The sequence below is a fragment of the Sphingobacterium sp. ML3W genome, from assembly GCF_029542085.1.
In the GTDB taxonomy this organism is placed as follows: Bacteria; Bacteroidota; Bacteroidia; order Sphingobacteriales; family Sphingobacteriaceae; genus Sphingobacterium.
In genome coordinates, this window is sequence record NZ_CP107036.1 from 1,277,372 (window position 1) to 1,290,423 (window position 13,052).

6 protein-coding genes are annotated in these 13,052 nt (G+C 47.1%); all 6 read right to left on the minus strand.

Features of this window, described 5'->3' with window-relative positions; genetic code table 11:
• Positions 1-184 precede the first annotated feature (184 nt).
• From OGI71_RS05500 to OGI71_RS05525, 6 genes are read right to left on the minus strand one after another with little or no spacing between them, the layout of a single operon-like run.
• On the minus strand, positions 185-2,659 hold the full coding sequence (locus OGI71_RS05500) for a glycoside hydrolase family 2 TIM barrel-domain containing protein (protein WP_282254363.1): 2,475 nt from the start codon (positions 2,657-2,659) through the stop codon (positions 185-187).
• Positions 2,660-2,662: 3 nt separating this feature from the next.
• A complete protein-coding gene (locus OGI71_RS05505) occupies positions 2,663-4,282 on the minus strand; it encodes a glycoside hydrolase family 43 protein (RefSeq protein WP_282254364.1) in 1,620 nt (539 codons plus the stop codon).
• Between the two features lie 10 nt (positions 4,283-4,292).
• On the minus strand, positions 4,293-5,225 hold the full coding sequence (locus OGI71_RS05510; protein WP_282254365.1) for a hypothetical protein: 933 nt from the start codon (positions 5,223-5,225) through the stop codon (positions 4,293-4,295).
• Between the two features lie 51 nt (positions 5,226-5,276).
• On the minus strand, positions 5,277-6,905 hold the full coding sequence (locus OGI71_RS05515) for a RagB/SusD family nutrient uptake outer membrane protein (protein ID WP_282254366.1): 1,629 nt from the start codon (positions 6,903-6,905) through the stop codon (positions 5,277-5,279).
• Between the two features lie 12 nt (positions 6,906-6,917).
• Entirely contained in the window at positions 6,918-10,055 is a 3,138-nt protein-coding gene (locus OGI71_RS05520) for a TonB-dependent receptor (RefSeq protein ID WP_282254367.1), read from the minus strand.
• Positions 10,056-10,084: 29 nt separating this feature from the next.
• Positions 10,085-12,946, minus strand: a complete 2,862-nt coding sequence (locus tag OGI71_RS05525; RefSeq protein WP_282254368.1) for a TIM-barrel domain-containing protein — start codon at positions 12,944-12,946, stop codon at positions 10,085-10,087.
• Positions 12,947-13,052: the final 106 nt, after the last annotated feature.

A 13,052-nucleotide genomic window follows, 5' to 3' on the forward strand; every position in this document is an offset into this window, starting at 1 on the left:
TCTTAGATTATACATTGTATCGAAGGTCGCTCGTTGGATACCCTCACATACATACAGCTGAACGCAAAAAATAAGCATGGATAAATCCTCGCTGGTTTTGATTGTCCACTATCTCCTTTATGACCTTAGTGATGATTTGAACCCGCATTCTTTTGCAGAATTAATACTCCAATTAGATGCTTTGCTACTTTGTTTCAATTTGTAATTCCCCTGATACAAGCCCTTTACTTTCAGCTCTTACAATAACAATTTTTCCCTTATTTTTAATAGCGATGATGGCCAGTGCTTTTCCATGAAATGCCTGCCGTGAGGCCGACTGAAAACTCCTGAGATCAGTTGTATTGCCATTGTCGGTAGCCACGATCCTTGCGTCTTCTCCTTCAAGGAAAAACCTAATATCATGTGCTGAATCTGGCACGATGGTACCCTGCTCGTCCAGCACATAGGCATGTACGTAAGTTAGTTCATTGCCCACCATATTAGGTGTGGATTTTTCGGTTGACAATTCTATCCGATAAGGCTTTCCTGCCGTACGGACAATTTTGCTCAATACCTTTTGGCGACCCCGATAGGAAATCACTTCAAGTGCACCAGCTTCAAAATCAACCGCCTTAAAAACAAGGTCATAACGGCTGGTATCTCTGGACTGTTCACGGATTTTTTTTCCGTTTAGGTATAGTTCCACACGGTCTGCCTGATTATAATAAACCACCACATCAATCTTATCCCCCTGTTTCCAGTTCCAATGTGGCAACACATGCAGGACAGGCTTGTCGGTCCAGACGCTTTGGTACAGGTAATAGACATCTTTCGGGAACCCTGCTAAATCCACGATCCCGAAATACGAACTCCGTGCAGGCCAGGTATAAGGCGTTGGTTCGCCAAGGTAATCAAATCCTGTCCACACGTACATTCCAGCAATATGATCATACTGTTCCATTAAGCGTAGACTAGTCTGATGGCTCGATCCCCAGGGGGTATAGACGTTGTCGTATGCTGAGATGGCTTTATCCCCATTGCCACCGTTGAAAGGGATATCCCATCGCTCAGGCCACATTCGGATGGAATCGTAAGGTACGAGATCATATTGGCCCCGGCTTTCCAGTGCGGATGTGCTTTCAGTTACGATAAACTTCTTTCCTGGATGATCTGTCGTAAAACTGGCCCATTTCTGATGGTTATAATTGTAGCCCATAATATCCACGGCGGAACTCATTAATACAGGATTTTCTTTTGACATTTCATTGTTGGCAATGGTTGTCGGGCGGGTACCATCAAGGCTGTCGACAATTGCTGCTAAAGCCTTGGGAATCGCTGCACCATCCGCTTTGGAATGCCACTGTTCCTGTGCTTCATTGCCCAGGCACCAGATAAACAGCGAGGGATGGTTCCGGTCGCGTTTAACTTGGTCGGCAAAATCCCGGTGAAACCATTGATCCCAATACAAATGGTAATCAAAGGGATTCTTATGCCCTTTCCAGACATCAAAAGTTTCACTCATCACAATAAAGCCCAAACTGTCACAGAGATCCAAAAATGCCGGCGCTGCGGGATTATGGGAAGTACGTATACCGTTGACGCCCATTGTTTTCAATATCCGCAGCTGCCGTAACGCTGCAGATCGGTTAAAAGCCATTCCCAGGGCACCAAGATCACTATGCAGGCAGACACCGCGGATTTTGAGGCGCTTGCCGTTCAGGATAAATCCCTGCTGCTGGTCAAAGCTAAAATTGCGCAAGCCAAATTTGGTGTCCTGCTCATCCAGGACTTGGTCGTCCGCCAGAAGCTGCACTTGGGCAGTATACTGATGGGGTGTCTCTATTCCCCACAAAAGCGGGTTATCCAATATGATTTCCTGCTGGAAAGGATAGACACCTGGTCCGCGTTTGCCGAGTACATGTTGTTCAGTGGCGACTACTACACCTTTGGGCGATACCAGCTGTGTCCGCAGGGAAAGTGTTCTGGTCTGCTGAGGGATTTGTTCTATATCAAGTGACAGGCTGACAACAGCACGTTTTTCACTGAGCTGTCTAGCTTGAACAAATGTGCTGTTTGTGGCTATACTGACCGGATTACGGATCACCAACCGCACATCGCGATAGATCCCCGAGCCCGAATAGAACCGAGAGTTGGGCTGCTTATGGTTGTCCACTTTGACTGAAAGCAGATTTTCCTTGCCATCCCAACGTAAATACGGCGAAAGTTCATATTCAAATCCGATATAGCCGTTTGGCCGTTTCCCAAGCGGATGCCCATTGATCCAGACTTCGCTGTTCTCATACACACCTTCGAAGTTGATAAATACCCGTTGGGCTTTATCCGACTTGCTCAGCTTAAACGATTTTTGGTACCATCCGACCCCACCGTCCAGATAAGCTGCCCCACTACCTGCGGGGCTGTGTGCTCGGAAAGGCATCTCGATGCTCCAGTCGTGCGGTAGATCAAGCAGACGCCAGTTATTACCGTCCCGTATATGATTATGTTGCCCGATGCTGTCAAGTTTAAACCACCAGCCGGTATTAAAAATAGTTTCCTGCCGGGATTGTCCGATCAGGGGTACTGTCATTAACAGCCAAATTGCCACTGTAGTCAGTAGTCGGCCATACCTGTTATATAAAAGTAGTTTCAGCAGAATATTATAGCAATTATATGGCTCCATAAGTTAAGAAGATAGCTGATAATCAAACCAGTCAAAAAATACTTTCGCTTTGGTCGTCTGCCCGTTGGAGCTAGCATACAGACCGATCATTACCCCCGTAAAACCGCCCGCTACTTCGGTACTCAAATAACGGGTATCCAAGCTGGCCAACTTGCTGTAGCCACTGGATTTTGCATCTTTAAAAGCAAAGGCGTACGTCAACGGCGTTCCGCTGATACGCAATTCTACCTTGCTGCCCGCAACTTCCTTTTCAGCCGCGATATAATGCAGGGAACCTACCTTTGCACGCAGCTGCAGCATATAGGTTCCTCCCTTGCGGCTGAGAAAGAAGTCGTAATGGTGTGAATTGTTCTGATACAGTGTTATACCAGCTTCTTCCCGATCGGCGTTTGCGACAAGTTCAAGTTTTACGCCGGCCTGAAAGTCGTGTTCGGTCTGTCTACGACCGATAAAGGAGGGCGATTCCGTTTCGTTTAATGAAATCGGACTTGTATACAGGCAGAGGCTTCCGCGGCGTTCGGTCAAAGAGTACTTTGATGAGTCGGGATTTCGCAGATATTGCCATGGCAAGCCCAATTGTGCAGCAGTGAAATCATCGCGCTGTGCGGGGGCTGCCACCGACACAGCTGGAGGGGTTTTTACAGCCATATCTAATTGGACCTTTCCGTTGCCGTTGATTTGTGGCCAGCCATCTTTGGGCCAGCTTACCGGTGCCAAGAATGTCTCGCGTCCCAGTATATGGTAATAGCTATACTGTTGTGTCACACGGAATCCCAAGAATACAGTCCACCAGGAGCCATCAACGGCCTGGACCAGGTCTGCATGACCCACCCCTTGAATGGGATTTCCCTGTCCCAAACGGTTGGAATGGGATAGAATCGGGTTGAGTGGACAGGATTCGTAAGGTCCCCAGATAGAGCGACTCCGCCCAATACTAGCGCTGTGGGCATATTCTGTGCCGCCTTCGCCCAATAGTAGGTAATAGTAACCGTCTTTTTTGTAGATATGGGGTGCTTCGGGGAATCGCCCCCCTGTACCAGCCCAGACTACTTTTTCCGCTGAGGTCAATTTGCCGGTACTCAAGTCAATGGCGGTCACACGGATACCTTCGTCCCCCTGAGTCACAAAATAGCTTTTACCATCCTCATCCCAGAAGATGTCCGGATCTATGCTTTTGATATCCACCCAGATTGGATCGCTCCAGAGACCAGCCGGATTTTTTGTTGTACAATAAAAGTTACCCTTATCTGATACATTGGTACAGATCACATAGAATAGACCATCGTGATAGCGTATTGATGGTGCGAATAGCCCGCCGGACGAACTCACCCCTTTGAGATTCAGCTGCGACGCCCGGTTCAGGCAGTGCCCCACCTGCTTCCAGTTGACTAGGTCCTTACTATGATAGATCGGAAGCCCTGGGAAATACTCGAAGGAGGAGGTCACGAGGTAATAGTCATCGCCCACGCGACAGATACTCGGATCTGGGTTAAATCCACGGATAACCGGATTTTTAAATCCTGTCTGCGCATAGCTCGGTACCGTCAAGAATAGCAGCAGGCAGCAATAGTTAGCCAAGGCCATGCATATCCTATGCAAAAAAGTTAATTTATTCCTATTCATGTGCTGCCTCCTATCTTGCTTGGGAATCCGATACCGCTTGGCCTAAAATTTCTTTATACTCCTTACTAATAAAATTGAAGGTCAGCATGGCCGCTCCGTCATTCGAAAGTACAGGATCCCTTAATACAGCCAGTTGCATCGTGTTCTGCGTCAGTGACATAATACGTACGTCACCCCAATCGACCACGATCCCATCCTGCGGCTTGCCATGCAACGGCGACGCCCCGGTCAAGCGCATGGTTTTCTTCTCCGTGTCGATATTAAACACCCCCTTCTGCACTTTACCCAGCATGGCATGATTTACATTTACATTTGCGCCACCTTTGAGGTCGAAGGTCATGCTGCCATAATCGCCCGCCGGCATCAACCAGCTATTGCCTTTCCAATCTGGCTCCCAGCTCCAGCTGTCGTTGTTCAATGGTTCGCCGGTCTTGTTTATCGTTCCCCACCAGTCGCCAGTGCCATAAAAATACATGGGTGCTTTAAAATAACGGGAGACTCCCTTTGCGTCCAAATCCAGGTACCAGGTTTTTTCTTTTCCCGCGCCGCCGCTCAATAAAGTCCAGGTCTCGTCACTGATAAATTCGGCGTACATCTCGTCAATCTTGAACGTTACAGGCTCGCCATAGACCATACCACCACGGGTTTCAATACCAAACCTGATGCTATATTCCCCCGGAAAAGGCATCTTCAACGTGACCTTTTTATTCTGGCTGCGACCCTGCGGGTGTTCCCATAAAGGCGTGTATTTGGGATCCATTAAACTTGTTAAATAAACAATATTCGGATTATTGGCGTCGTGCTCCACGGTATAGGATTTTCCTTCGGCCAGCTGTGCTGGACTGATGTCGACCTCCCCCAATGCATATTTTTCCGGAGAACAAGCCCCAACCGTGGTCATCAGCGCAAAGAGGCCAATGGCATAGCTTATTATCTTTTTCATTTGTATAGATTTATATCGTTAAACCAAGCGATCATTGATCGGTACTTTTTATTAATTCCATCCGGCGTTCTGTTTCAGTACACCGTTTGAAAGGGTGATTTGCTTATTCGGGATCTGCATAAATCCCCGTGTGGTCAAAAATTTATTTTTTGTCACAATGACCTTATCGGGCGCCGATCCGCTAAGTACGTCTTCGGATGTTTCCAGTATAGCGGCAGCATTATTAAGCCCCAGGCGCAGCACATCCCAGTAGCGGATACCTTCAAAGGCAAATTCAAAATTCCGCTCTTTCAGGATATTACTTTTTGAGACGGGCAATGCTACGAAATTCGTTTTATAGGCCCGTTTGCGCACCTGGTCAAAATACTGCTGCGCATTAGATGAGCCCAATTCAGCTGCCATTAGCAAAACGTCCGCATAACGGATTACAAAGTAATCCTGATCCTGTGACAACTGCATATCCTTATCGCCACCGGTATTTGTGGTGCCATCCGGCAATGCTGTTGGTGCATATTTTTTGATGGCGTATCCTGTGTATTCACGCTGGTCTTTCAGATCAAAATCAGGGATTTTCTCGCCGCTGATGTCTATGATTGAAGCTGTCTTTCTGGTGTCATTGTTATCAAAGGTATGGAAGAAACTTTTGCTCACGGTACATGCTCCCCATCCCTGGCCATAAGGCGACCAATTCTTACCTCTCAAGCCCAGGAAAACGACCCAGCGGTTGCCATCTATATGACCTTCGTAATCTGATGTATTGTTAAATTTCTGTGCAAATACCACTTCCGAATTTCCTTTGCCCGCATATTTGGAAATATCCAATGTATTGTCCGCGGCGTTAGGAATATAACTCGCTGCTGGCCATAGATTTTTAAAATCAGCGACCAGAGCAAATTGGCCGCTTTTGATTATCTCTTCCAATCCCGCTAGCGCTTCGGCTTTGGAGATGCCGATATCTTCAGCGGCATAATAGCCTGAATAAAATAGATAAACCCTTGCCAGTAGTGCTTTTGCAGCAAAAGGCGTTGCCCGGCCGTCGTTGGTTGCAGCGGCCGATTTTGGATAAGCATTCGCTGGGATGCTACTTGCGGCAAATTTAAGGTCCGAAACAATCAGCTTATAGATTTCCTTGGGATCCGACTGCGGGATATTATCGCTTGTCGGACTGGTAAGCAATGGTATATTTTCGAAGAGGCGAACGAGATCGAAGTACAGGAGCGCCCGCAGGAACCGTGTTTCACCTTCGATCCGTGCGCGTACCGTTGTATTCCCCGAGAAATCTGTGCCATCCAATTTTCCCAGCAGCGTATTACATCTAAAAATACCTGAATAGTAATCCGACCAGGTGCCATCGAAAATATTGTTGTCCGATTGGGACTGTCCAATATCAAAACGGTCTATTGCCTGAAAAGCGCGACCATCTGTTGTCCCGGTACCTCCAAAACAGTTGTCCGAGGCAACTTCGGAGGTGATATAAAAAGCTTGGCTACCGTTAGAGGTGGTCCGTTGGTAGCCGTCATAACAACCGATCAAAGCCATTTCGGCATCTGCTATTGTTTTATAAAAATTGCTCTCTAGAACACTTGTCATAGGTTCAACATCCAGGAAACTGGACGAACAGGAACCCAATAAAAGGGATCCCAACAACATGGGATATGAGATATAGTTTATTTTTTTCATGATTTCTCAATTTTAGAATTTAACATTTAAACCAAATAATACAGTCCGTGGTCTAGGGTAATAGCCCAGGTCAATGCCCGATACCCAACCGTCCGTACCATAACCGATTTCCGGATCCATGCCGTCGTATTTGGTAAAAGTGAAGAGATTCTGGCCCTGCAGATAGAAACGGATCTGATTGGCGTATTTCCACCCGATCAGTTTTGAAAGGTCATAACCCAGGGTTACATTGCTGATCCGTAGGAAATCGCCATCCTGAATGTATAAGTCCGAAAACTGCCAGTTGACATTTGTTTCAGTCACGCGCGGGATGGAATTGGAAGTACCTTCGCCCGTCCAACGGTCTAGGATCCGGGAGGTATAGTTCGCCTGTTTATTGGTATGATTTCGGTAAGACTGCACGATCTTATTGCCCAAAGAACCGTAAGCATTGACCGAGAAATCAAATCCTTTGTAATCTAGTCCAATGTTAAATCCATAGGTAAAATTAGGCATACCTACCCCTAGATTGGTCTTGTCCGCGGCATTGATGATCCCGTCACTATTCTGATCCACATATTTTACATCACCGGGTTTGACGTCCGCTTGAAGAATGCCCTTTCCGGCATTTTTCCAGGCATCAATTTCGGTCTGGTTCTGGAAAAGACCATCGCTCTTATAGCCCCAGAAATAACCAATAGGCAGGCCATTTGCCGCGCGGTAAAATTCCTCTGAATTGTCGTATAACATCGCTGTTTGACCATGGATAATACCGTCTTCGGTTGGGATCTGACCAACTTTATTTTTGTTATATGCCCCATTGACACCAAAACGGTACTTGAATTCGTTTACCTTATCCGACCAATTGAGTCCGAGTTCGACTCCGGTATTTTTCACATCGCCACCATTGATAAAGGGTGGCAGCGTTCCTGTAGTCGCTAGCACCGGCGCCGTCACCAGCCAGTCTTTGGTCTTTTTGACATAAAAGTCGGCCGCTAAGTCCAGCCGGTTTTGTACAAGCTTGGCATCAAATCCGATATTTGTCTGTTCGGAGGTTTCCCAGGTTAAGTTGGGATTGGACAGGCGACTCGGATAGGCGCCAGAGATATTGTTGTTGCTGGTGCCGAACACATAATGGGCTCCGGGATTGGACGAGGTGATTCCCGTTGAGGTGCTGATTGGTGCGGCGTACTGGAAATCAGCAATGTCCTGATTGCCCACCTGCCCCCAGGATGCCCGGAGTTTAAAAAAGTTTATTCCCTCCAGGTTCTCCTGAAAGAAATCTTCCGAAGAGACCACCCAGCCCGCTGATACTGATGGGAAATACCCCCAGCGGTTGGCGCGTGAAAATTTGGATGAAGCATCGGCACGCAAGGTAGCATTCAGCAGGTACTTTTCTTTGTAGTTGTAGCCCAAGCGGCCGAAATACGAAACCCGACGTGTGACGTTTTCCGGTTTTCCCGATACGGTGCGGGTCTCCACCACATTTCCTTTCTCATCCAGATGCGCCTGTCCGGTCGTGTTGTCCAGATAGGCATGTGCAAAATCGTTGAACTGCGAAAGCAGGTTCCAGTTTGAGCCCGAAAGGTACGTTCCCTGATATCGTAGCGACTCCATTCCGATCATGGCCGAAAAGCGGTGATCCGTTTGGATATCAAAATCATAGGAAGCGGTATTTGTCCAGGTCAATGTATGCCCCTTGCTCATATTCTGGGAAGTGGTGGTATGGTCCTGATTGTAGGTGTAAATGGAAAAACGGTACAAGGGCGTAAAGCTCCGGTATTCCGATGCATAATAGTTAAAGCCCAATAAGGAGCGTATTTTCAGTCCCTTGATCGGTTCGATCTCTGCAAAGACATCCGCGAGTAACTTCTGCCCATCGTTGCTGTTATTCGAATTGGTCATCATCACACCATACGGATTGCTATCTCCATTGTACCACGGTGAGTTGGAGGTATCATTGAAGGGGCTGCCATACAGTCCGTTGTCCGAATAGACCGGTGACAGCGGTGAAGTGGTGAAAGCACCCCGTAAAGTATTATTGTATTGGTTGCCCACACCGATGCCCCGGTTTTTAATGTAATTGAAATTGAGGTGCTGCCCGATTTTGACAAAATTGTCAAACAGTTTATGTTCCGAATTTGTCCGGAAACCATAACGCTGATAATTGGATACGTCTTTACCACCGACGATCCCCTCCTGACTGATGTAGTTCATCGACAGCGCATAGGTGGATTTTTCGGTACCACCGGTCAGAGCTACATTATAATTGTCCATTTTCGCATTGTCCTTGAACATATAATCCAGCCAGCTGGTGTTGGCCAGTCCTTGCATGCCATCAAAATTGATTGTCGAAGCCCCCGAATTGAGGGATTGCTCATTCATAATTGTTTTATACTGATGGGCATCCAGTAATTTCGCCTTACGTGATACATTCTGGATACCGGTATAGCCGTCAAAGGACAGCTGGCTTTTACCGGCGGCCCCCATCTTGGTGGTTACCAACACGACCCCATTGGCAGCCTGCGAACCGTATATTGCTGCCGAGGCGGCGTCTTTGAGCACATCGATAGATTGGATATCTGCTGCGTTCAATACCGAAATATCGCCGCCCGGCACACCATCAATGACGTATAGCGGTCCTGAATTACCAATCGTTCCCAATCCACGGACGACCACTTTCATATCCGCTCCGGGCTGACCGGAAGTGGATGTAATTGAAACACCCGGTGCTTGCCCTTGAAGTGACTGTAAGGGGTTCAGCTGATTTCTTTTTTGCAATTCCTCGCCTTCGACTTTCAAGTTTGCACCAGTATTGAGCTTTTTCTTCTGCACACCGTAACCGATGACCACCACTTCTTCCAGATCCGAAGTGATGGGTTGCAGGCGGATGACGCTGTTCACTCCAGTAACAGTAATCTCCTGCGTTTTATAGCCCACGTAAGATATCGTTAGCACGTTTCCTTTTGCGGCCTGCAATGAGAACTTACCCGACTCATCCGTGCTTGTTGAGATCTGCTGATTCTTTATTTTAATACTTGCTCCCCCGATCGGCAAGCCTGAATCAGCGGAAACAACCGATCCTGTAAAGGACTGTGCCCAGACCAGCGAGGTCATGCCGGTCATGACCACCACGGCCACGCCCCTGCTCAACAATTGTTTGCTTATCATATGATTTGATTTATAAATTGGTTTTTACATTATTTTAATTTCACCTGTAAGGCTTTTCCGTTATAAGCGACTGCCGTTGACTTTCTTGTGCTGCTGTCGATACCCACAGTATTTTTGTCATTGACAAAAATGATATTGAATTTTCTGTCGCGCAACATACCCTCAAAATCACCTGTGCGATCAGCCAATGATAAGGTGCTTGTGCTGTGATCATAGCGGATATCAATGCGACTGTATTTTCCCTTTTCGTAATTATAATTATTGCCTTCATCTTCGTAGAGTGAAAACTGACCATCGGCTCCGGCATAGACATATAGATCCAGGACAGCTTGCTTTTTCTCCGTTGTGTATTGCAGCTGCTGACCTATCGGAACGATGGCACCAGCTTTTGCATACACGGGAATACGATCATAGGGTGCATTGACCAGCAGGTCCAGGCCACCGCTTACTTTTTTGCCATCGTATAGATCGTACCAGTCGGCACCCATTGGAAAATGTACTTTCCGGCTTGTTGCACCTTTCTCGGTAACCGGGTTGATTAATAATGCAGGTCCCCAGAGATACTGGTCATTAGGATCAAATCCTGCTTTATCCATCGGAAAATCCATGGCCAACCCTCGGATCATGGAATAATCCTCGAAAAAGGTCTTTGCTGCCAGACTGTAGTTATAGGACAGCAATTTATAGCGCAAATTGATTGAATAGAGCATACTCTTATAAGCCGGGTGTTCCTCGGGTGCAATGTGATAAGGCTCACGGTAAGGGAATTGGCCATGCGCGCGGAATAGTGGTAAGAATGTACCATACTGGTACCAGCGGCTATTGAGCTCGCGCCATTCTTCCAGATCCGGCGTATTAGGTTTATGGAACCTGTTTTCGACCAGGAATCCGCCAGCATCCATTGTCCAATACGGTGTACCCGACATGGAGAAATTTATTCCGCCAGCAATCTGGTCTTTCATATCATGCCATCGGGATGCGATGTCCCCGCTCCAGGCCGCCGCCGCATAGCGCTGCTGACCGGCAAAAAATGAACGCGTCAGGATAAAAACTCGTTTATTTGGATCTGTTGCCCGCTGGCCTTCGTAAATACCTTTTGCATTTTGCAGTGGGAAGGCATTATAGTAGCGCACTGAAGAGCCGATGCTGGGTTGGAAAACTGCTTTACGTTCATCTAGATCAATATTCGAATGAATATCCGGTTCACTGGCGTCCATCCACCAGGCATCGATGCCTATTTTAAACAAGTTGTTGTCCAATAGCTTCCAGAAGGCATCCCTTGCGCCCTGGTTAAAGGGGTCATAAAATGTTGAGGTATAGCCCTTGCCGATCCAATCTTTGCGACCATCGTAAATATTCCGTGGGTAAATCCACTTGTTGGTTTTAAACTCGGCGTATACAGTGGATTCTTCATTGATCTTTGGCCAGGCGGAGATCATGATCTTCAAATTTTGATCATGCAATTTCTTCACCATCGCCTTCGGATCAGGAAAGCGATTAGGATCAAATTGTTGGCTTCCCCAGTCATTTTCTGACCAATAAGACCAGTCCTGCACAATGTTGTCAATCGGAATCTTCCGCTTGCGAAATTCCGCGGCTGTCTGCTCGATTTCAGCTTGCGTTTTATAACGCTCGCGGCTCTGCCAAAAACCAAAACTCCAGATCGGCATAATCGGCGCTTTGCCAGACAAATGCCGATAACCACCGATCACATCGTCCATGGATGTGCCATGGACAAAATAATAATCAATTGCATCCCCGGCTTCGGAATTGAAGGAAAAGAGGTTCTGCCGCACTGCAGGAATTGGGCTCTGCCAATTTAAGGTAAAGTATGACTCACTCCCATCCGGGATCCACTCCATCCGTATCTGGTGCGCCTGGTCTTTTTCCAGGATCTTTTCAAGCTCAAAAGTACCGGCATTCCAGGACTGCCGCCAGCGGTCAGCGACAAGATCGCCATCGATCCACACCTTCATATAGCCCGAGTATTTGAAGTGCAGCACGTGCTTGCCCGTATAGGGTGAAGCCAAGGTACCCTCATAAACGACCTTACTATCCGCAAGCTTCACATCTTTGGGAAACTTGTGCTGATCCGTTAAATAACCATAATCAATGATCGACTCCGGTCGTGAAAGGTATACCTTATCGTTATTTCGATTCATGTAGGTCGCCGTCAGCCAGCCCTCTTGCCCCTCCTTAGATGAAAGTTTCAATGCATTCAGCGGCAATAAAGGACGTACATCACCCGCTTTGGTGATGGAATAGTTATGCCAGAGCAAGCCATAGTTGTTGGTTGAAAGCAAAAATGGAATTCCGATTTCAGTATTATACTGCAGGAGGGTGACCTGTTTTCCACGGTTGTAGTTCATGACAGCGTTCTGATGCTGCCCAAGACCATATATACCCTCTTCAGGACTGACAATAAAGTCCTGGTTGAGGTGATAAAAAGCATCCCCATTGTGGCTACTGGCAGTAAAGGAACTGGAATTTCGCTTTGCCTCTTTCAGAATGGGACGGCCCTTTAAGTCATAAAACTCCACCTTACCAGTCTGCAATGAAACCATAGCCCGCAGATCGGCTGTCAGTATCGTGGCAGTAGAATCGTTTGATCCTATGGTCAGTGATTTCAGCTGCCGATGCAATGAGTCTACGATGACCAAGCTCTGCAGTTTCGGTAAGACAGCTCCGCTAGGAACTACCGTTACCCGTACGATCTTATCCGTGATGGCGTCCAGATAGATGTCCTGGTCTATTGATGTTTCGGAGTTTTTGAAACTGACCCTTATGCCAGTGGCCATTTTTTCAAGCTGAGCTTTGTGAGTTTGTGCGAATCCCTGATGCACGATTGCAAAGAGCATCAAACCGTTTAAAGCATACGTTATGTTGCGCATTAAAATAAGATTTATTGGTTACTGTATTCCCTTGGTTATTGATGTCCTTCCCAAACGAAAGAACAAATCAAAGATATGGTGCAACCGGTTGTCTTAAGGCTATGAT

Bases quoted from the DNA above. Each gene is read 5' to 3' on its own strand.
- OGI71_RS05510 (WP_282254365.1), bottom strand. From the start codon at position 5,225: ATGAAAAAGATAATAAGCTATGCCATTGGCCTCTTTGCGCTGATGACC.
- OGI71_RS05500 (WP_282254363.1), bottom strand. From the start codon at position 2,659: ATGGAGCCATATAATTGCTATAATATTCTGCTGAAACTACTTTTATAT.
- OGI71_RS05505 (WP_282254364.1), bottom strand. From the start codon at position 4,282: ATGAATAGGAATAAATTAACTTTTTTGCATAGGATATGCATGGCCTTG.
- OGI71_RS05520 (WP_282254367.1), bottom strand. From the start codon at position 10,055: ATGATAAGCAAACAATTGTTGAGCAGGGGCGTGGCCGTGGTGGTCATG.
- OGI71_RS05525 (WP_282254368.1), bottom strand. From the start codon at position 12,946: ATGCGCAACATAACGTATGCTTTAAACGGTTTGATGCTCTTTGCAATC.
- OGI71_RS05515 (WP_282254366.1), bottom strand. From the start codon at position 6,905: ATGAAAAAAATAAACTATATCTCATATCCCATGTTGTTGGGATCCCTT.